The organism is Hymenobacter antarcticus, assembly GCF_039539545.1.
Lineage (GTDB): Bacteria > Bacteroidota > Bacteroidia > Cytophagales > Hymenobacteraceae > Hymenobacter > Hymenobacter antarcticus.
Genome location: NZ_BAABDI010000001.1, coordinates 318,578 through 338,594, shown reverse-complemented (window position 1 = coordinate 338,594; position 20,017 = coordinate 318,578). Strand labels below are relative to the sequence as shown.

Below are 20,017 nucleotides of genomic sequence, written 5' to 3'. Positions count from 1 at the left end.
TCATTATCAACAAGATGCACTTAGTAACCCTTATTCCCGGCGACGGCATTGGCCCCGAAATCACCAAAGCCGTAACTGATATTTTCACCGCCGCCCAAGTACCCGTGCAGTGGGAAGAGCAGAACGCCGGTCAGACTACCTTTGACCAGTCGGGCGAGTTGATTCCGACCTCGCTGCTCAAGTCGCTGGAAAAGAATAAGGTGGCCCTCAAAGGCCCGATTACCACGCCGGTGGGCAAAGGCTTCCGCAGCATCAACGTGACGCTGCGCCAGAAGTACGACCTCTACCAGAACGTGCGCCCCAGCAAAACCACGGCCGGCATTCACACTCGTTACGAAGGCATCGACCTGGTGCTGTTTCGCGAGAACACCGAGGGCCTGTACTCGGGCCTCGAAGTATTCGACGAGCGCCTCGGCATCGCCGACTCCTTCAACCGCATCACGGTGGAGGGCTCGCGCAAAATCTGCCGCGCCGCCTTCACCTACGCCGCCAAGCATGGCCGCAAAAAGGTGACCCTGGCCCACAAAGCCAACATCCTGAAAATGGCAGGCACCCTGATGCTCAACGCCTGCAAGGAAGCCAGCAACGAGTTTCCGCAGATTGTGTTCGAGGATAAAATCATCGACAACATGTGCATGCAGCTCGTGAACAAGCCCGAGCAGTTCGACGTGGTGGTGACCACCAACTTATTTGGCGACATCCTCTCCGACCTGTGCGCCGGCCTCGTGGGCGGCCTGGGCGTGGTGGCCGGCGCCAACATCGGCGACGACATGGCCGTGTTTGAAGCCGTGCACGGCTCGGCTCCCGACATCGCCGGCCAGGGCAAAGCCAACCCCACCGCCCTGCTCCGCTCGGCCCTGATGATGCTGCACTACCTCGGCGAGCACGCCAAGGCCGACCAGATTGAGAAGGCCCTCGAAGCTACCCTGCTCCATCAGGAAGAGTGCACCGGCGACCTCGGCGGCAAAGCCAGCACCAGCCAGTTTACCCAGAACATCATCAACAAGCTGTAAGAATACGCTTTGGCAAACAGCGGCCGGGCACGTTGTGCGGGCGGCGGCTGTTTGCCAGGCTACTTGTTTCTTACTTTGTTCAATGACAGAGCGTACCAAGGTGCGCTCCCAGAATTTTCATGAAATACCAGATTCTCCTGGCTGCGGCCCTGCTGCTCAGCGCCTGCAACCGCGACAAAACCACCGAAGCGGGCACCGAAGGCCTGAATGCCGCCGCTTCGGCCGATGCCGACGCCACTGCCAGCCCCGTAGTGGACAACCCCAACGTGGTGAGCGAAAATGAAACGCCCAACCCCAACGCCCCGGTGATGAAATTCACGGAGGCGGAGTTTGACTTCGGCGACATTCAGCCCAATTCCAAGGTGCGCCACACGTTCACGTTCGTGAACGCGGGCAAATCGCCGCTACTGATTGAGGATGCCACCGCTTCCTGCGGCTGCACCACCCCCAGCTGGACCAAGGAGCCGGTGGCCCCCGGAGCCCAGGGCAAAATGGAAGTGCAGTTCGATAGCCGTGGCAAGCAGGGCATCATCAGCAAACAGGTGGCGGTGCGGGCCAATACCCAGCCCAGCATCACCACCATTCTTATCAAAGGCAACGTGCTCGACGCCGCCGCCAAAACCGCCAATCCCCTCTAATTCTTTTAATCCAACGCCATGTTTCTGACCTTACTATTGCAGGCTTCCGGCGGCATGGATTTCATGCAGCTCATATTCCCGGCGGCCATTGGCCTGGTGGTGTATTTCTTCATGATTCGCCCCCAGCAAAAACGCTCTTCTGATGCCAAAGCCTTCCGCCAGTCGCTGGCCAAGGGCTCGCGCATCGTCACCATCGGCGGCCTGCACGGCCTCGTGGTCGACCTCACCGATGACACCGTGGTGGTGGAAGTAGACCGCGGCACCAAGCTGCGCTTCGACCGCTCGGCCATTGCCCGCGAAGTGGGCAGCAAGGCTACGGGCACGGCCATCGAAGCCCCCACGGCCGCCTAAGTCATGAACGGGCCGCTGACCCGGGCGGGCGGGCTCCTGCGCTGGTTTGTGCGCCCCTTCGCGGGCCAGGAACCCAGCTTTTATCGCGCCATTACGGCCTGCCTGCTCGCGGCCAGCCTGTTCTGGCAGATGAATGCCCTGAACAAGACCTACACTACCCGGCTCAACTACCCGCTGGCCTGGCACTACGACTCGGTGCATTACGTGCCCCTGCGCACGCTCCCGGCCAGGCTACCCGTCTCGGTCACGGGGCAGGGCTGGCGCTTGTTGCGGGCCAATATGGGCTGGGGCACCCGCCCCGCTGATTTGCGGCCCGTGCCGCTGCCCGGCACCCGCTATCTGCCCGCCGGTGCGTGGCGGCGCGGCCTGCAAAACGCTCTGGAAGGCGTGCAGGTGAATGAATGGGCCGGCGACACCCTGCGCCTGACCTTCGACCGCTACGCCAGCCGCCGCATCGAGCTGGGGCTACCCGCCGATTCGGTGCGTCACTACAAAGCGTCTTTCAACCCCGCCGCAATCTCGTTTCGGGGCCCGGCCAGCCTGATAAACGCGCTGCCCAGCCCCTACCCCATTGGGCTGCCGCCTACTCTGGCCCGCGGCAGTTCGGAAGAAGTCGAAGTACCCGTGAAGGCCCCGGCGCGGGTGCGGCCTTCGGTTGCTACCGTACGGCTCACCTTCAGCGCCATTGAGCGCGTTGGGGCCTCGAAGCGCCGCAGTCGTACTCGCTAGTTATCCTTCTTTTTTCGCTTTGCATGTTGCGTATCGGTATCACAGGCGGCATTGGGTCGGGCAAGAGCATTGCCAGCCGGCTATTTCACGCGCTGGGCGTGCCGATTTATGACGCCGACTCCCGGGCCCGGTGGCTCATGGAGAATGATGCCGACTTGCGCCAGCAGCTCACCGCCGCTTTCGGCCCCGATACCTATGATGCTGCCGGCCGGCTGAACCGGCCCATGCTGGCGGGCACCGTATTCCGCGACCCCGCTCTACTCGCCCGTCTCAATGCCCTGGTGCACCCGCACGTAGGCACCGACTTTGAGCAGTGGGCCACCACGCGGCAGCGCGCCGGCTACACCTACGTGCTGAAGGAGGCCGCGCTGCTATTCGAGGCCGGCTCCTACAAGCAGCTCGACCGCGTTATCACCGTATTTGCGCCGCTGGAGGTGCGGCAGGCCCGCGTGCAACGGCGCGACCCGCACCGCTCGGCCGCTGATATTCTGGCCATTATGGGCAAGCAGCTCAGCGAAGAGGAGAAAATGCAGCGGGCCGACTACGTCCTCATCAACGACGACGTACAGCCGCTACTGCCCCAGGTGCTGGCCCTGCATACGACCTTCAGCGGACTGCAAGGGGCATAAAAAAGGCCGCTTCTTCCGAAACAGCCTCTTCAATTGGAGTAACCTGGGTAAATCTATATCCGACCCGAGTAGTCCTCCAGCGTGTCAATTACTTTTAGCAGCTGCGGCACGGCCAGCGAGTAGTAAATCTTGGTGCCAACCTTGCTCGATTTCAGCACGCCCCGGTCCTTGAGGGTAATGAGGTGCTGCGAGGCAATCGCCTGCGGCAAATCGAGGGCCTGGTAGATATCGGTTACTGACATCTGGCTGTCCTTGCCCTTGGTTTTGCCGAGCAAGTCAACAATGGCCAGGCGCTTGGGATGGGAGAGAACCTTCAGCATAGCCGCAGCGCGGTCCAACTGATGCGCTTCTACACGCGAATGCAATGGTTTCATGAATTAAATAAAAAGTAAATGGGAGAAGGAAGAGTAGAATAAGTGCAATACATTGGTGTTGCGGTGGTAGTTCCTAAGCAGGGTGCAAAATAGGGTCAAATACTTCGTTTATTTCTTAGATACTTAAGTATTTGTTCATTTTGCTTCTCACTGAAATACAATTCGGTAGTTCGGCCGCCTCAGTTCGCCCCCTTACCTTTGCGAACCTGCTTTTATTGGCAGCCATTCTTTTCCTTATTCTTCGATGCTCGACCTGCTCACCAAATTTGAAAATAAACGTCCTGAAATTGTATTTGAATGGAAGGACTCTGAGACTGAAGCAGAAGGATGGGTGGTAATCAACTCGTTACGCGGCGGTGCCGCGGGTGGCGGCACACGCATGCGTAAGGGCCTGGACAAGCGCGAAGTAGAAAGCCTGGCCAAAACCATGGAGGTTAAATTCACGGTTTCGGGCCCGGCCATCGGCGGGGCCAAGTCGGGCATCAACTTCGACCCGCAGGACCCGCGCAAGCGCGGTGTGCTGGAGCGGTGGTACCGGGCCGTATTTCCTTTATTGAAAAACTACTATGGCACCGGTGGGGACCTTAACGTAGACGAGATACATGAGGTTATCCCTATTACTGAAGAATATGGCCTGTGGCACCCGCAGGAAGGGGTAGTGAACGGGCACTACCGCGCCACCGAACCCGAAAAAATCCAGAAACTGGGACAGCTCCGCCAAGGCGTGGTGAAGGTGATTGAGGACGCGACCTTCTCCCCCAACCTTGCCCGTAAGTACACTGTGGCGGACCTTATTACGGGCTACGGCGTGGCCGAAGCCGTGCGGCACTACTACCGCTTGTGGCCCGGCACCGATGTGCGCGGCCAGCGCGCCATCATTCAGGGCTGGGGCAACGTGGGCGCGGCGGCGGCCTACTACCTGGCGGGCCAGGGCGTGCGCATCGTGGGCATCATCGACCGGGCCGGCGGGCTACTCAGCAGCGAAGGCTTTGGGCTGGAAGAAATCCGTAGCCTGCTGCTGGCGCGCCAGGGCAATGCCCTGACGGCCGACAACCTGCTGCCGTTTGAAGAAATCAACGCGAAAATCTGGTCCGTGGGGGCCGACATCTTTGTGCCGGCCGCTTCGTCGCGGCTGGTAGCCCGTGGGCAGGTCGAGCAATTGTTGGCCGGCGGCTTAAAAGTGATAAGCTGCGGGGCCAACGTGCCCTTCGCCGACCCGGAAATCTTCTTCGGCCCTACCGGCGAGTTTGCCGACCAGCACACGGCCGTCGTACCCGATTTTATTGCCAATTGCGGCATGGCCCGCGTGTTTGCCTACCTCATGGAGACCGGTGCGGAAATCACCGACCAGGCCATTTTCGCCGATACGTCCCGCATTATCGGGGCTGCTCTGGAGCGCACCCACGCCGAGAATGCCCAGCCCACCGGCATCGCGCAGCGCTCATTTGAGATGGCACTGCGGCAGCTGGTGTAAGGGTTGATGTAGAAATGTGCTGATGTGGGCGATGTGAGAATTAGTTGAGTCCGTTTCGGAACTGGCACATCGCCCACACCAGCACACCTCCACATCTTCCATATTTGCACATCGATTTTTATTTGGTAACAATTCGATAACTTTGACGCCCTACTTTTGGTCGCCCCATATCCGGGGCGATTTTGTTTTTAGAAAGAATTCCCCCGAACCATATGTCCACTCTTAAAAAAGCAAAGACCAGCAAAACCAAGCTCTCTGATGACTTGCTGAATGCTGGCAGCGGCAAAACCATCAAGCAGCCGAACGTGAACGACGACAAGCTCACGACCATCACCGAGATGCGGCAGCAAACCAACGGCCAGACGGCCCTGGCCATCGAGGACGAGCAGCGCCTGCGCAAAGCCTTCGTCGACAAGGACTGGAACGAAATCAAAATCGCCGACTCCTGGCAGATTTTCAAGGTGATGGCCGAGTTCGTGGAAGGCTTCGAGAAGATGTCCAAAATCGGACCTTGCGTCAGCATCTTCGGCTCGGCCCGCACCAAGCCCGATAACCCGTACTACCAGATGGCCGAAGAAATCGCGGCCAAGCTGGTGCGCCACGGCTACGGCGTTATCACGGGCGGCGGCCCCGGCATCATGGAAGCCGGCAACAAGGGCGCCCGCGCCGAGGGCGGCAAGTCGGTGGGCCTCAACATTGAGCTGCCCTTCGAGCAAACCCACAACATCTACATCGACCAGGATAAGTGCATCGACTTCGATTACTTTTTCGTGCGGAAGGTGATGTTTGTAAAATACGCCCAGGCGTTTGTGGGCATGCCCGGCGGCTTCGGCACGCTCGACGAGCTGTTTGAGGCCATGACCCTGATTCAGACCAAGAAAATCAGCCGCTTTCCCATCGTGTTGGTGGGCACGGCCTACTGGAACGGCCTGTTCCAGTGGATTACGGACGTGATGCTGCACGAAGAGCACAACATCTCGGCCGAAGACCTGAACCTGGTGCACATCGTGGACGATGCCAGCGAAGCCGTAAAAATTATCGACGACTTCTACCACAAGTACCTGCTGTCGCCAAACTTCTAGACCACGGATTTTTCGGATTGTAGCGGATTTCACGGATTTTGTGGACGCCGCATTCGGCCGTCAAAACCATTGCTTGGGAAAGCCGCTTCTTCGGGAGCGGCTTTTTTTGTAGGTAATTTTGTCGTCGTACTCCGCGCTTTGTTAGGTTTTTATGCTACCAACTACCGTTGCTCCTGTTTTAGAATACGACTACCTCATCGTGGGCGGCGGGGCCTCTGGGCTGAGTCTGGCTTACCACATCGCGAAGGAGCCACGCCTGGCCGGGCAGCGGGTGCTGCTCGTGGAGCCCGACGCGGCCAAGGCCGACGACCGTACCTGGCGCTACTGGGCGGCCGGCGAAACGCCGTTTGCCGCCGTGGAGGCGCACCGCTGGGAGCAGCTCGTGATACGCGCCCCCGGCTTCGAAAAGATGTTGCGGCTGGCCCCCTACCGCTACCGGATGGTGCGGGCGGGCGAATTCTACGCCTTCGTGAATGCGGCGCTAGCGGCTCTTCCCCAGCAGTTTGCACGGCTGGCAGGCCACGTAACAGCCGTGGCCGAAGCCCCCGATGGCCGCGGAGCCGTGGCTACGCTGGCCGATGGCCAGCAAGTAGCGGCCCGCTACATTTTCGATAGCCGCCTGCCCAAGCTGGCCCGCGACCCGACCCGTTACCGCTACCTCGAACAGCACTTTTTGGGCTGGGAAATCGAAACCGACGACGACGTGTTTGACCCTGAAACGGTGCAGTTCATGGACTTTCGGGTGCCCCAGCACGAACAAACGCGCTTCGTGTACTCCCTGCCTTTCACCCCGCGCCGGGCACTGGTGGAGTTCACCGTTTTTTCAGAGCAAGTGCTGCCAAAAGCAGCGTATGAGGCCGAATTGCGGACCTATCTGGCCGGGCACCTGGGCGGGCGGCCCTACCGCGTGGTGGCCGAGGAGGGCGGCTCCATCCCCATGACCGACCACCCGCTGCCCGCCCGCCTGAGTGCCCACATCCTGCACCTGGGCACTCGCGCCGGGCGCTCGAAACCCAGTACCGGCTACACGTTTGCCCGCGTGCAACGGCACACGGCGCGACTGGTGGCCGCGCTGGCCGCCACCGGCCACCCGCCCGCCGATGCCACCGGCGACCGTTGGCAGTTCGGCCTTTTCGATACCCTGCTACTTGACATCATGCAACGCCGGGGCGAACTGGTGCGTGACATTTTTCACCAACTTTTCGAACGCAACCCGGTGCAGCGCATTTTTCGGTTTCTGGACGAAGAAACGAGTTGGGCTGAAAATCTGAAAATCATGAATTCAGTCACGCCATGGCCCTTTATGCGCTCCATTGGGCAAGTGCTACGCGGCAGGCCCGGGCGGCGGAAATTGAGTTAAGAGTTAGGAGTTAACATTCTTAACATCAACTCTTAACTCCTAACTCTTAACTCCCAATGGTGCCTGCTCCAGCCACGCCCTGGCCTCGCGCACCGAGTCGGCCGAGATGACTCGCAGCTGAGGCTGGGGCTCCGATAGATTGAGGAGGTAGCCGGACAGCTCCGGCAAATTATCCAGGTCGTGGGTGCTGCAAAGCACGGTTTTGCCGTGCCGGGTGGCCCAGTCGTGGACCAGTGTGAACACCCGACGGCGGTAGTACACATCGAGCTGCTGGGTGGGCTCATCGAGCAGATACACCTGGGCATCCTGCAGGCTGAGCTGCGCCAGCCACACCAGCTGCTGCTCACCCCCGGACAATTGGGTGAAGTCGCGGGCGGCCAGGTGCGCCACGCCCACCCGCGCCAGCGCCGCATCGGCCAAGGCATAGTCGGCGGGCGCGTAGGCGCTCAGCAGGCCGTGGTGGCGGTAGCGGCCCATCACCACCAGCTCGCGCACGGCAATGGCGAAGTCGATGCTGCCGCGCTGCGGCAGGTAGCCCAGCAGGCCGGCGCTGGCGGCGCGGCGCAGGTCGCGCACTTCCTGCCCGTGCAGCTGCACGCTGCCCTGGTAGGGCAGCTGCCCGGTGAGCACCCGAAACAAGGTGGTTTTGCCGCTGCCGTTGTGGCCTACCACGGCCACAAACGCCGGCACCGGCACGCACAAAAAAAGGTTGCGGACCAATACCCTACCGGGGTAGCCCGCAACCAGATTTTCTATGTTTAGTGCCTGGTGCCTGGTGCCTGGTGCCTGGTTCATTACCAATAGAAACAGCCAGGCACCAACACCCAAGCACTAAGCACCATTAATACTCGTCTTCGTTGAACATGAAGTCCTCCTTAGTCGGGTAGTCGGGCCACACTTCTTCGATGTTTTCGTAGGGCTGGCCATCGTCTTCCAATGCCTGCAAGTTCTCAACCACTTCCATGGGCGCACCCGAGCGGATAGAAAAGTCAATCAGTTCGTCTTTGGTGGCGGGCCAGGGAGCATCTTCCAGGTAGGAAGCCAGTTCGAGTGTCCAATACATAGTGAGGCGGATAAAAAAAAGGTTGGCGAAGGTAAGCGTTTCCCTTCAAAATACAAGCCGGGAAATGCGTCGGAACCGACAACACAAAACGCCGGCCAAGGTTAGCCGGCGGCCTGGGCCTGCTGGCTGAATAAGACAATCAGGTCGTTTTTGGTGCGAATTTTCCGTTCAAAGGAGCGAATTTTTGTTTGCAGCATTTCGCGAAAAGCGTCGTTGGCGGCGCTGGGGCTGAGCTTATCGAGGTTGTCGCGCAGGGTTTCGAGCTCCTGGTGGTCGTCTTTCAGCAGCTCGCGTAGCGTGGTGGCCCGGAAGCGGGCCCGCTCGCCGGGTGCGGAAGCCGGCGGCTCGCCCCCCACCCGCTTGCGCAGGTGATACTCCAGGGCACTAAGCTCAAAAATCTTGTCGCAGGCCACCATAAAGCGCTGCCAGATGCGGTCCGACTCTTCGCCGCGCACGGTGCCCACCTGCTTCCACTCGGCCTGCAGGGCCTTGGCCTGGTGAATGGCCTCCTGCGGCGGCACGTTCATGAGGGCTTCGGCGCGCTCGGCCAGGGCCCGCTTGCGGGCCAGCAATTCTTCGGCCGAGGCCGGGGCACCGGGGCTGCCGGCCACCTGCTGCGTGGCAATATGCACCTTGAGGCGCTCGAAAAAGTGGTTGTTGGCCGCCCGAAAGCGGGTCCACAGCTCAGAAGCCAGCTTTTTGGGCAAGGTGCCGTTTACTTCGCGCCAGGCCTGCTGCAGGAGCTTGAGCTGGCGGGAAGTGGTTTCGAACTGGTCGGAGTTCTTCAGATTTTCGGCCTGCTGAATCAGGTCGCGGTAGCGGGTTTGTACCCGCGACGACATGGCTTTCTTATCGGACTGAAACGCTTTGCGCCGGTCGAAAAACACCTGAATGGCATCCTGAAAGCGCGTCTCCAACTCATCGGCCTGGTCCTTGTCGACGGGGCCGGTTTTGAGCCAGCCCTGGCGCAGGTCCTTCACCTTTTCGCCGGCCGATATCCACTCCACGCTTTCGCTCAGCGTTTTGGCTTCCTGAATGAAGCCGAGCTTGGTGGCCAGGTTTTTTTCGCGGTTGTGGGCCACGGTCACGGCAATGGCGGCTTCGGCCTCGGTGAGGCGGCGGTGCAGGCTCAGAAGGTCGCCGAGGCCGTCGTAGGTCAGCAGCTGCTCCCTCAGGTGCAGGGCCTTCATCAGAAAAGAGCCTTTGTTTTCGCTGGCGTCCATTTTGGCCAGCAAGGCGTCGACCTTGGTTTGGAGCAGGGCAAAGCGCTGCGCGAAATAGCGCAACGACGCTTCGTCCGATTCTTTGACCAGGCCAATCTGGCGGGCCGGCTGGGCCAGCACGGGGCGCAGCCACACGCCGCCAGCTTCCACATAGCCGAAGCGCTGGGCCTCGGCCAGCAAGTGGTCGGTTGATTCCATACAGATAATAAGCTCGTGGGTAGGCGGGTGGAGGTGAGGAAGAAAGAAGAACGGGCTGTGGCGAAACTGTGGAAGCAGGAAGGAACTACAAGTTTACGGCAAAAAGACGATGAAGGGACGTGCTTTGATGCAGATAGGCAAATCCTTGCATTAAAGGGCTACGTGGCGGGCGCTGGATTGTGCGGCGGGTTTGCCGTTCTTTGCGACCGGCTGCCCGCGGCGGCCCGGCCGCGCGGGCCGTAGCCATTCATTTTTTTCATCCCCGTTTCCCTTCGTCCATGAGCGACCAGACCATCATCTTCAGCATGGCCGGCGTGAGTAAGATTTACCCGCCCCAGAAGCAAGTTCTTAAGAATATCTACCTCTCATTTTTTTACGGGGCCAAAATCGGGGTGCTCGGCCTTAACGGCTCGGGCAAGTCGAGCCTGCTGAAAATTATTGCGGGGGTCGATAAGCAGTTTCAGGGGGAAGTGGTGTTTTCGCCCGGCTACTCGGTGGGCTACCTGGAGCAGGAGCCCCAGCTCGACCCCACCAAAACCGTGCGTGAGGTGGTGGAAGAAGGCGCGGCCGAAACCGTGGCGCTGCTGAAAGAATATGACGAAATAAACGAGGCCTTCGGAGCCGAAGACGCCGATTTCGACAAACTACTCGACCGCCAGGGCAAGGTGCAGGAACGCCTCGACCAACTCGACGCCTGGAACCTCGACACCAAGCTGGAGCGCGCCATGGACGCGTTGCGCACGCCCGCGCCGGAGGCCATCATCGGCAACCTGAGCGGGGGCGAGAAGCGCCGGGTGGCGCTGTGCCGCCTGCTGTTGCAGGAGCCCGACGTGCTGCTGCTGGACGAACCCACCAACCACCTCGACGCCGAGAGCGTGCTGTGGCTGGAGCAGCACCTGCAACAGTACAAGGGTACGGTGATAGCCGTGACTCACGACCGGTACTTCCTCGACAACGTGGCCGGCTGGATTCTGGAACTCGACCGCGGCTCGGGTATTCCCTGGAAGGGCAACTACAGCAGCTGGCTGGAGCAGAAAACCGACCGCATGGCCAAGGAGGAAAATACCGAAAGCAAGCGCATGAAAACCCTCCAGCGCGAGCTGGACTGGGTCCGGATGTCGCCCAAAGCGCGGCAAAGCAAAGGCAAGGCCCGCCTGGCCAACTATGACAAGCTGGCCAGTGAGGAAGCCAAAGACAAGGAGCAAAAGCTGGAGCTGTTCATTCCGGACGGCCCACGCCTGGGCGCGCAGGTGATTGAGGCTGAGGGCATCACCAAGTCGTTCGGCGACAAGCTGCTGTTTCAGAACCTGAGCTTCTCGCTGCCCCAGGGCGGCATCGTGGGCATCATCGGGCCGAACGGGGCGGGCAAGACCACCTTGTTCCGAATGATTACGGACCAGCTGCAGCCCGACGCGGGCACGTTTGAAGTCGGCCCCACGGTACTCACGGCCTACATCGACCAGCAGCACGACACGCTCGACGGCAGCAAGTCGGTGTTCGACACCATCACCGGCGGCACCGAAACCATGCTGCTGGCCGGCCGGCCCGTGAACTCCCGCGCCTACGTGAGCAAGTTCAACTTCGGCGGCGGCGACCAGGAGAAGAAAGTGGGCACGCTCTCGGGCGGCGAGAAAAACCGCGTGCACCTGGCCATGACCCTCAAGCAGGGAGCAAACTTATTGCTGCTCGATGAGCCGACCAACGACCTGGACGTGAATGCCATCCGGGCGCTGGAAGATGCGCTGGAAAACTTCGCCGGCTGCGCCGTCATTATCAGCCACGACCGGTGGTTCCTGGACCGGCTGGCCACCCACATCCTGGCCTTCGAGGGCGACTCGGAAGTGGTGTGGTTCGAGGGGAATTTCACGGACTACGAGGAAGCCAAGCGCAAGCGCCTGGGCGACGTGGAGCCGAAGCGGGTGCGGTATAAGAAGCTGGGGTAATTAGCGATTTTCAGTGCCTGAAATGGGCCGTCGGAAGTACTTCCGGCGGCCCATTAACGTATGGGCCGGCTGCGGCTTTCAGGCAGAAGGTCTTCGCAACGACACCAATCACCGCGACAAGCCGCGGGGAAGGCGTAGCTTGGGCAACCATTTTCCTTGCTTTCGCCATGAGTGACCTGGCTCCCGTATCCCGCAGCGCCCAGCGCCACCTCGACCTGATTCGCTACCACGAAGAAACCCTGGCCCTTTACCAGGATAACTCCGCCGTGGCCGAGTGGCTCAGCCAGTTTCAGGGCGATGATGGGCCGCTCTTTCTCAACCGCTACGCCGACGAGCGGGCCAGCGCCCTGGTCGATGGCAACACCTTCTGGCACCTGAACCAGAGAGAAGAAGCCAACCTGGTGGAGGAAGCCACCGAGCGGCTGTGGGAAATTCAGCAGCGCAAGCTGTTTGAGCTGCACTGCCGCTGGCGGGCCGAAGAAGTGACCCTGCCCGCCGACCAGGTGGAGCTGAGCGGGGACTTCGAGGCCTGGGGTGCCCGCATCGAAAAGTGCCCGCTGGTGCCGCCCATCACGGCGGCCGAGGTGGAGGGCTACCTCGCCTACCTGCTCAGCGAGGCCTGCACCGATGCTGAAAGCGACTTCGACCGCCCCCGCGACTGGCAGGACTATGAGCGCTACCGCCGCTACCTGCTGCTGCAAGCCGAAGGCCAGGACCCCGCCCAGGTGAGCCGCGATGCCGTGCACCAAAAGCCCCAGGGGCTGGGCGGCCTCGCCGCCATGCTCGACGACTTTTTCCTCAACTACCCCAGCTGGTATGCCCACTGTGATGCCCTGGCCGGCCCGCCCAACCTGGTGCTGTACCTGCCCGACCACCGGGGCAGCAAAGAGGCGTACTACATCTACCTTGGCCAAACGGGCAAACTGCCCGACCCCTACGCCGAGGAGGAAAACGACGACGACGACGAGCCAGCCGCCGGCCTCCCCCCGGCGCCTCCCGCCGCTGCCGAAGGAGCCGCGCCGCCCCCGCGCGCACTCGATTACCAGCAGTTCGAGGCCCTCACCGATACCCTGATGCGGCAGTTTGAGTCCGCTGAGCTGCTGCGCTTCCACGAAGCGGTGATGCACGAGCCGGCCATCGACCCCGTACGCCCACCCGGCTTTGAGGAGGAGGAAGGCGAGGAGGACGAAGAAAACATCCAAAAGCAGCTGGACGAGCAGGGCCGCGAGGCCGGCCGCGTGCTGTGCGAAATTCCGGAACGCCTGCCCATCGCGGCCCACCCCGACTGGCGCGTGGCGCTGCACCACACTTGGCTGGGCTGGCGCAAGCAGCGCCTGGCCGCGGCTCTGCGCGAGGCGTACGCCGCCTACGCTGCCCGCGAACAGGCCGGCAGTCCGCACCCTTCGCCCTACCAGCACGACCCGAAAATGCGCAAGCTGCTGGGCAAAAACCGTAAGCTGTTCCGCGAGTACATCCTCAAAGGCCGGGGCCTGGCCGGCGAACCCCTGGATTTCAACTTCTAGCTCTCCGCCTGTTTTCCTTTCGTCATGTCCTCCCCCGATTACGACCGCCAGGCCCTGGCCCGCGAAGCCGAGTTGGATGCCGTGCGCCTCGCCACCGAGGACGCCCTGCGCACCGACCCGCGCTACCAGCCCTTTTTTGCCGGCTACACGCCGGCCAGCGTGGAAAGCTTCATTCAGCACTACGCCCGCCACAAAGTGCGGTGCCTGGACCGTGGCCCCGACATGGTGAAGTTTCGGCTGCACCAGGTTATCGAGTACCAGGAGGATGCCTACGACCGGCTGTTCGACGTGCAGCGCAAGAAGCTGTTTGACTTGCAGGTGCGCTGGCGGGCCGGCGAAATCACCCTGCCCGGCATCCAGACCTACCAGCAGTTTGCCGAATGGCAGCGCGATGCCTTTATCCACCGCTGCCCGTTTCTGCCGCCCATCACGCGGGCCGAGTACGAGCTGTACCGCGCCTGGCTCGCCAGCGATGCCTGCCAGGAGTTTGGCAATTCGCAGGGTAACTACCGCGACGAAAACCAATGGCAGCACTACAACAACATGCGCGCTGGGTGGGCCCGGCAGCAGCCCGATGCCCCCACCCCCGAAGCCGACCCGTGGCAGGAATACCAGGATTACCCCGCCTGGTTTACCTACTACGATGCCCACTGTGGAGCCCCCGCCGGCTACCCTTTCCGCTCCCACCTCAACCGCCGGGGCGCGCTTCAGGACCACTACATGGAGCTAGCCAGGGTTGAGAAGCACGCCGCCCAGCCGCCCCGGCCGCCCCACGTGCCCGACCCGCGCCCCCGCCTGATGGAGTACCACTCGGTCCCGGATGCCTTCGAAGATGCCCCCGACCGCTACCTCACCGAAGATGAATGGCACTTTGCTGAATTCACCCGTCGCTTCGATGCCGACCCCGAAACCCTGCTGGCCTACCGCCGGGCCATGCTCCGCGTGTTCAACAGCAACTACAACCAGGTGCTCAACCTGACCAACCAGAACCTGGAGCTGCTCGAAGATGCCCGGGGCCCCTGGCCCGTACCCGCCCACGCCGACTGGCAGCAGGGCATTTTTGCCGCCGCCGCCCACCTGCACAGCGAGCTGCTGCTGGCCGCCCTGCCGGCAGTGTTCGACGACTACGAATTCCGCATCCAGACCGGCCTGCAGCCCGCCTCCCCCGACCAGTACCGCGCCTACCACGATGCCCACGACGGCAAGCCCGAAGAAAACCCCGCCGAGGAATGTGCCATCATGCCCTATCTCGAAAAAGGCATCCTGCGCGGCCGCGAGCTGGCCGGGGAGGCGCGGGATTTTGAGTATTGAGCTATGAAAACCCGCTGAGACTGTACACCCAGCCGGCCCTGCTCGTCGCGGCAATACCGCTCCCGGCCCGCGATGGGCGCTCCGGGGAAGCCCCGAAGTTGGTCGACCAGGGTGGGCCCGTCCGTGTCGTGCGGCAGGCGGGCGTACTGGTCGAAAGCGACCGGCGTGCAGCCGACCCCGATAATGCCTTTCCAGGTACTCATTTCGCAGAAAAAGAGAGTGGCCGCGCCAGGGGCGGAGGGAGTCAACGTGTCCGTAAAACAAGACGTTTAGCGGGACAGCCGCGTCAGTGCCAGCACTGAAACCGAGAGCAATGGAGAATTCAAAGGGGTATTGGGGAGGGCGTCATGCGAAACGCAGGCGAAGCACGATGCCCTCCCCGATACCCCTTACCATTCCCCCCTCACGCCACCCAGCCCTCGCGCACGGCCCGCACCGCCAGGCCCACCAGGGTGCGGGTGCCGGCTTTCTGAATCAGGTTGCGGCGATGGCTTTCCACGGTGCGCACGCTCAGAAACAGCCGGTCGGCGATTTCCTCGTTGCAGTGGTCGGCCACCACCAGGCGCAGCACCTCCAGCTCGCGGGGGCTGAAGGGGTCGGGCACGGCATAAGCCTCGCGGGGCCGTGCCGGAAGCGGGGCTACATCCGGAGCATCCAGCCAATGGGCCAGGGCGGCTACCAAAGCGTGGGGCAGCACATGCCGCGACAATTGCAGTGGCGTGCCGGGCCAGGCCAGTGGCGGGGCGGGCGGGGGCTGGTTCGTGAGCACCGCCAGCCGCTGGGCGGGCCGGGCGCGGTGCAGCTGCGCGAGCAACGCGGACAATCCCCGCCCCACCAAATCTTCCTCGAGCAACAGCAGCCCGAAGGCCGAATGCTGCACCAGCTCGGCCACCTGCGTGGCATCGGCAGTGAGGATGAGCTGGAGCTGGGGCCACTGCTCGCGCAGGATGGCTACCAAACCTTGCCGAAGCAGCGTGGGCGCGGCCGCTATCAGGGCCGTGGGGGTAGAAGGTATCATGACATTGGCAGAAAAATGACACGGTGAACCTGCTGGCCCGGCAGACTTTCGGAAAGGGAAAGCCACCGTAGCCAACGAGCGGAAAGGGCTGGCAAAGTAGTATTTAAACCCGGATTTACAATAATTTATATGAATACATATTTTTATTAATGGTAACCACAGGCCCGGGGCTGGCGCGTAACAGCAGGTAGTAATGGCAACCACAGGCCGCATTGCAGCCCATTAATCCTGAATGACTTGGCAGACCATAAAAAAGCCGCCGCCCTGCAAACAGGACGGCGGCTTCAGCTTATCAGCAGGTCGGCGCTTAGTTGCGCCGGCTGCCGCTCAGGAAGATGCTCACGTAGTAGAGTAGCGTGGCCAGCGAGCTGATGGCCGCCACCACGTAGGTCATGGCCGCCCACCAGAGGGCATCTTTGGCCATGGCGTGCTCCTGCGTGGTTACCACGCCGCGCTTATCCATCCAGGCCAGGGCCCGGCGCGAGGCATCGAACTCGACGGGCAGCGTGATGAACGAGAAGAGCGTGGTGAGCGAGAACAGGGCAATGCCCACGCCCAGGGGAATCAGGCTGCGGCTAATCATGAACACGCCGGCCAGCAGAATCCAGGGCATCCACTTGGAGACGGCGCTGAGGCCCGGCACCAGCGCCGAGCGAAACCGCAGCATGGAATAGGCCGTGGCGTGCTGCACGGCGTGGCCGCACTCGTGGGCCGCGATGGCGGCCGCCGCGGCACTGCGCTCGGCATACACGCTTTCGCTCAGGTTCACCGTTTTGTCGGTGGGGTTGTAATGGTCGGTGAGGCTGCCCTCGGTGCTGATGATGCGCACGTCGGTGATGCCGTGGTCGGCCAGCATGTGTTCGGCAATCTGCGCGCCGGTAAGGTTGGCTTGCAGGCCCACCTGGGCGTATTGCTTGAACTTGCTGCGGAGCCGCCACTGAATGCCCCAGCTAACCAGCATCAGGGCAATGAGAATGAGGTACATGGGAAGAGAGTTACGAGTTGAGAGTTATGAGTTGAGTTAAAGTATCAGCGCCGTGAGGTAGGAACTTCGGCGTTCCATCACTCCGCCCTCAACCTTCACAACTCATAATTCGGGTAATGATGCGCGAGGTGCTGTAGCCCGGCACCAGCGGCACCGTGAGCACCTGCCCACCCCGATTCAACACCAATTCGTGGCCCACAATTCCGCTCACCGCGTAATCGTCACCCTTCACCAGCACGTCGGGCTGCACCAGCTCGATAAGCGCCAGCGGCGTGGGCTCGCCAAAGAGCACCACGGCATCCACAAAGGCCAGCGAGGCCAGGATGCGGGCCCGCGCCATCTCGTCCTGAATGGGCCGGCCGGGCTTGAGCGCGCCCACCGAGGCATCGGTATTGAGGCCCACCACCAGGGCATCGCCCAAGTGCCGGGCCTGCTCCAGGTAGTCGACGTGGCCGAGGTGCAGCAAGTCGAAGCAGCCGTTTGTGAACACCACTTTGCGGCCCTGCGCCCGCCAGCCCGCCACCGTGGCCGCCAGCTGCTCGCGCGTCATGATTTTATCCTTGGTCCACATAACTCAATGGGTGAATGAGTGAATGAGTGAATGGGTGAATGCGTAAGCGAGATGGCGGGAAATTGCTCATGAGTCATTCACTCATTCACTCATTCACTCATTCACTCAGTAGTGAGCGGCTCCCCGGCCAGGGCTTCGGCTTCGGTGAATACGCTGCCCTTGTCGGCGGCGGCCACGGCGATGAAGCTAATGCCGCCCATCACCACCACCAGCAGCGTTTGGGCGCCGTGCACCACCAGCGCGTAGGCAATGCCGGCCTCCTTGCTCACCCCATACACCAACAGAATTCCTTGCACCATCACATGAAACGGCCCGATGCCGCCGGCCACCGGCGCGGCCATGCCAAATGCGCCAAAGGTGAGCACCGCCAGGCCGGCGCGCATATCGAGGTTATAGGTTTCGGGAAAGCAGAAGAACGCCAGGTAATCCATTAAGTAATAGACCGTCCAGGTAAAGAGCGTGTGCAGCAGGAACACGCCCTTCTTCTCCATCTTCAGCACGCTGAAAACGCCGGCCAGCAGACCTTTCACAAACAGGATGGCCTTGTTGAAAAATGCGTTTTGCCGCAGCCGCTCCAGGTTGCGAAACAGGGCGTACGCCACCGTGAGCAGCAGCACCACGCCAATAACGGCGGCAATGAGCAGCGGCGTCCGGTTGCGGGCCAGCGCCTCGTAGCGCCCGCCCAGCACCTGTACCGTCACGAAGCTCCAGAAGGTATTGAAGTCGACAAGCAGCACGGCCCCCAGCAGGCCCAGCAGCACCAGCACGTCAATCACCCGCTCGGTCACGACCGTGCCCAGGGCCACCTGCACCGGCACGCCGCTCGTGCGCCGCAGCACCGAACAGCGGATAACCTCGCCCATGCGCGGCAGCACGATGTTGGCCAGGTAGCCCACCATCATGGCATGATATACCGGCCAGTAGCGCACCGCATGCTTCGAGGCAACCAGCTGCATCTGCCAACGGTAGGCCCGGCTGAAGTAGCCCAGTACCGACAGTGTCAGGGTCAGGCTCAGCCACCAGTAGTTGGCCGTGGCAATGTAGTGGCCGATACGCGACAGGTCTTGCCCGCGCACCGCATACACCATCAGCGCGCCCGACAGGGCCAGCAGCAGCGCGTATTTAAGAATCGTGAGGAGAGATTTCAATGCGTGAATGAGTGAATGGGCGAATGGGTAAATGGGTGAATGGGTGAATTGTGAAGAGCCCGGTAAAGCCGGGAGAGAAGTGTCCATGGGCTTACCCCTCATTCACTCATTCACTCATTGCCACATTGCCCAGGCGGTTTTGCTCGTCGGGAAAAATAACGGTGGGCTTGTGCTGCCGGGCTTCGGCAAAATCAATCAGCGCGTAGGAGAAGATGATGACCACATCGCCCACGCACACCTTGCGGGCCGCCGGGCCGTTCAGGCAGATAATACCCGTGCCCCGCTCGCCCCGGATGGTGTAGGTTTCGAACCGCTCGCCGTTGTTAATATTCACCACGGTCACTTTCTCGTTCTCCACAAAGTTGGCCGCGTCCAGCAAATCCTCATCGATTGTCACGCTGCCCACATAGTGCAGTTCGGCCTGCGTGACCGTCACGCGGTGGATTTTCGATTTCATCACCTCAATATGCATCGCTCGAAATAAGGGGTTAGTTGAGCCGGCAAAGATAAAGCCCTGCCCCGCCAGCGGCCGCCCTACCCTGCTACCACCATATTGTCAATCAGGCGCACGCCGCCCAGGTGGGCCGCCAGGCACAGCACCACGGCCCGGCCGGGCGCGTAATTGGTCAGCGGCTGCAGGGTTTGGGCATCGGCCACGGCCATGTATTCCGAGGTGAACAGCGGTTCGCGGGTCAGCGTGGCTTCGGCCGTGGCCTGCACCTGGGCGGGCGGCACGCCCTGCCGCACCTGAGCGGCAGCGGCCTGCAATACCTGGTAGAGCAGCGGGGCGGCGGCGCGGGCCGGGGCATCGAGCCGCCGGTTGCGCGACGACATGGCCAGCCCGTCGGCCTCCCGGATGGTGGGGCAGGCCACAATTTCCAGGTCGAAGGACAAATCGGCCACCAGCTGCTTCACAACGGCCACCTGCTGCCAGTCTTTTTGCCCGAAATACGCCCGGTGCGGGCGGGCCATGTGAAAAAGCTTGCTCACCACCGTGGCCACGCCATTGAAATGCCCGGGCCGGTGCGCCCCCTCCATCACGCGCTCCAGCGCCCCAAAATCGAAGTGCAGCACCGTGGGCTGCGGGTACATTTCGGCCACCGAAGGCGCGAACAGCGCCGTGCAGCCGGCCGGGGCCAGCAGGGCCGCGTCGGCCTCCGGCACCCGCGGATAGAGCCGAAAATCCTCCGCGTTGTTGAACTGCGTGGGGTTAACGAAAATACTGGCAATGACTTCGTTGCAGTCGGCGCGGGCGGCTTGCACCAGCTGCAGGTGGCCGGCGTGCAGCGCCCCCATGGTGGGCACCAGGCCCACGCGGTGGCCGGCCTGGCGCGCCTGCTCGGTGTAGGCTTGCAACCCGGCGGCGGTAGTAAGTATCTGCATA

At 61.8% G+C, this 20,017-nt stretch carries 21 protein-coding genes; 11 read left to right on the top strand and 10 right to left on the bottom strand.

The window, feature by feature from the left end; genetic code table 11:
* Positions 1-14 precede the first annotated feature (14 nt).
* The 5 genes from ABD819_RS01360 (at position 15) to coaE (ending at position 3,360) form a co-directional block, all read left to right on the top strand.
* The gene (locus tag ABD819_RS01360) at positions 15-1,013 is read left to right on the top strand and encodes an isocitrate/isopropylmalate dehydrogenase family protein (protein WP_345120148.1); all 999 of its coding nucleotides are present in this window, start codon (positions 15-17) and stop codon (positions 1,011-1,013) included.
* 119 nt (positions 1,014-1,132) lie between these two features.
* Complete coding sequence (locus ABD819_RS01355) at positions 1,133-1,651, top strand: DUF1573 domain-containing protein (RefSeq protein WP_345120146.1); 519 nt, start codon at positions 1,133-1,135, stop codon at positions 1,649-1,651.
* Between the two features lie 18 nt (positions 1,652-1,669).
* Positions 1,670-2,002: a preprotein translocase subunit YajC gene (gene yajC, locus ABD819_RS01350; protein ID WP_345120144.1), complete on the top strand. Its 333-nt coding sequence runs from the start codon at positions 1,670-1,672 to the stop codon at positions 2,000-2,002.
* A gap of 3 nt (positions 2,003-2,005) precedes the next feature.
* Positions 2,006-2,731 (top strand): YbbR-like domain-containing protein, encoded by a 726-nt coding sequence (locus ABD819_RS01345; RefSeq protein WP_345120142.1) that lies wholly within the window; start codon positions 2,006-2,008, stop codon positions 2,729-2,731.
* 23 nt (positions 2,732-2,754) lie between these two features.
* Complete coding sequence (coaE, locus tag ABD819_RS01340; protein WP_345120139.1) at positions 2,755-3,360, top strand: dephospho-CoA kinase; 606 nt, start codon at positions 2,755-2,757, stop codon at positions 3,358-3,360.
* A 53-nt stretch (positions 3,361-3,413) separates the two neighbouring features.
* Here coaE and ABD819_RS01335 read toward each other — a convergent pair whose 3' ends face one another.
* Entirely contained in the window at positions 3,414-3,734 is a 321-nt protein-coding gene (locus ABD819_RS01335) for an ArsR/SmtB family transcription factor (protein ID WP_345120137.1), read from the bottom strand.
* Between the two features lie 244 nt (positions 3,735-3,978).
* Here ABD819_RS01335 and ABD819_RS01330 point away from each other — a divergent pair, with 244 nt between their 5' ends.
* The 3 genes from ABD819_RS01330 (at position 3,979) to ABD819_RS01320 (ending at position 7,650) form a co-directional block, all read left to right on the top strand.
* Positions 3,979-5,208, top strand: a complete 1,230-nt coding sequence (locus ABD819_RS01330) for a Glu/Leu/Phe/Val dehydrogenase dimerization domain-containing protein (RefSeq protein WP_345120135.1) — start codon at positions 3,979-3,981, stop codon at positions 5,206-5,208.
* Positions 5,209-5,546: 338 nt separating this feature from the next.
* Positions 5,547-6,290 (top strand): LOG family protein, encoded by a 744-nt coding sequence (locus ABD819_RS01325; RefSeq protein ID WP_345120350.1) that lies wholly within the window; start codon positions 5,547-5,549, stop codon positions 6,288-6,290.
* 151 nt (positions 6,291-6,441) lie between these two features.
* A complete protein-coding gene (locus ABD819_RS01320; RefSeq protein WP_345120134.1) occupies positions 6,442-7,650 on the top strand; it encodes an FAD-dependent oxidoreductase in 1,209 nt (402 codons plus the stop codon).
* Between the two features lie 39 nt (positions 7,651-7,689).
* On the opposite strand, the gene ABD819_RS01315 is transcribed toward ABD819_RS01320, so the two are convergent.
* From ABD819_RS01315 to ABD819_RS01305, 3 genes are all read right to left on the bottom strand, one after another.
* Positions 7,690-8,370 carry an ABC transporter ATP-binding protein gene (locus ABD819_RS01315; protein WP_345120133.1) on the bottom strand — a complete coding sequence of 227 codons (681 nt, stop codon included), beginning with the start codon at positions 8,368-8,370 and terminating at the stop codon, positions 7,690-7,692.
* Positions 8,371-8,491: 121 nt separating this feature from the next.
* Complete coding sequence (locus ABD819_RS01310; RefSeq protein ID WP_035561220.1) at positions 8,492-8,713, bottom strand: DUF2795 domain-containing protein; 222 nt, start codon at positions 8,711-8,713, stop codon at positions 8,492-8,494.
* Positions 8,714-8,814: 101 nt separating this feature from the next.
* Complete coding sequence (locus ABD819_RS01305) at positions 8,815-10,134, bottom strand: DUF349 domain-containing protein (protein ID WP_345120131.1); 1,320 nt, start codon at positions 10,132-10,134, stop codon at positions 8,815-8,817.
* Between the two features lie 278 nt (positions 10,135-10,412).
* Here ABD819_RS01305 and ettA point away from each other — a divergent pair, with 278 nt between their 5' ends.
* The 3 genes from ettA to ABD819_RS01290 all read left to right on the top strand — a co-directional run bounded on the left by ettA (position 10,413) and on the right by ABD819_RS01290 (position 14,911).
* On the top strand, positions 10,413-12,077 hold the full coding sequence (gene ettA, locus ABD819_RS01300; RefSeq protein WP_345120129.1) for an energy-dependent translational throttle protein EttA: 1,665 nt from the start codon (positions 10,413-10,415) through the stop codon (positions 12,075-12,077).
* A gap of 167 nt (positions 12,078-12,244) precedes the next feature.
* Entirely contained in the window at positions 12,245-13,600 is a 1,356-nt protein-coding gene (locus ABD819_RS01295) for a hypothetical protein (RefSeq protein ID WP_345120127.1), read from the top strand.
* 24 nt (positions 13,601-13,624) lie between these two features.
* Positions 13,625-14,911: a hypothetical protein gene (locus ABD819_RS01290; protein WP_345120125.1), complete on the top strand. Its 1,287-nt coding sequence runs from the start codon at positions 13,625-13,627 to the stop codon at positions 14,909-14,911.
* A 403-nt stretch (positions 14,912-15,314) separates the two neighbouring features.
* Here ABD819_RS01290 and ABD819_RS01285 read toward each other — a convergent pair whose 3' ends face one another.
* The 6 genes from ABD819_RS01285 to panC all read right to left on the bottom strand — a co-directional run bounded on the left by ABD819_RS01285 (position 15,315) and on the right by panC (position 20,016).
* Positions 15,315-15,929: a helix-turn-helix transcriptional regulator gene (locus ABD819_RS01285; RefSeq protein WP_345120122.1), complete on the bottom strand. Its 615-nt coding sequence runs from the start codon at positions 15,927-15,929 to the stop codon at positions 15,315-15,317.
* A 307-nt stretch (positions 15,930-16,236) separates the two neighbouring features.
* Complete coding sequence (locus tag ABD819_RS01280; protein ID WP_345120119.1) at positions 16,237-16,914, bottom strand: zinc metallopeptidase; 678 nt, start codon at positions 16,912-16,914, stop codon at positions 16,237-16,239.
* 88 nt (positions 16,915-17,002) lie between these two features.
* On the bottom strand, positions 17,003-17,485 hold the full coding sequence (gene rfaE2 / locus ABD819_RS01275; RefSeq protein WP_345120117.1) for a D-glycero-beta-D-manno-heptose 1-phosphate adenylyltransferase: 483 nt from the start codon (positions 17,483-17,485) through the stop codon (positions 17,003-17,005).
* 101 nt (positions 17,486-17,586) lie between these two features.
* Positions 17,587-18,633 carry a lysylphosphatidylglycerol synthase transmembrane domain-containing protein gene (locus ABD819_RS01270; protein ID WP_345120115.1) on the bottom strand — a complete coding sequence of 349 codons (1,047 nt, stop codon included), beginning with the start codon at positions 18,631-18,633 and terminating at the stop codon, positions 17,587-17,589.
* Between the two features lie 106 nt (positions 18,634-18,739).
* Positions 18,740-19,105 carry an aspartate 1-decarboxylase gene (gene panD, locus ABD819_RS01265; RefSeq protein WP_345120113.1) on the bottom strand — a complete coding sequence of 122 codons (366 nt, stop codon included), beginning with the start codon at positions 19,103-19,105 and terminating at the stop codon, positions 18,740-18,742.
* Between the two features lie 62 nt (positions 19,106-19,167).
* Positions 19,168-20,016: a pantoate--beta-alanine ligase gene (gene panC / locus ABD819_RS01260; protein ID WP_345120111.1), complete on the bottom strand. Its 849-nt coding sequence runs from the start codon at positions 20,014-20,016 to the stop codon at positions 19,168-19,170.
* Position 20,017: the final 1 nt, after the last annotated feature.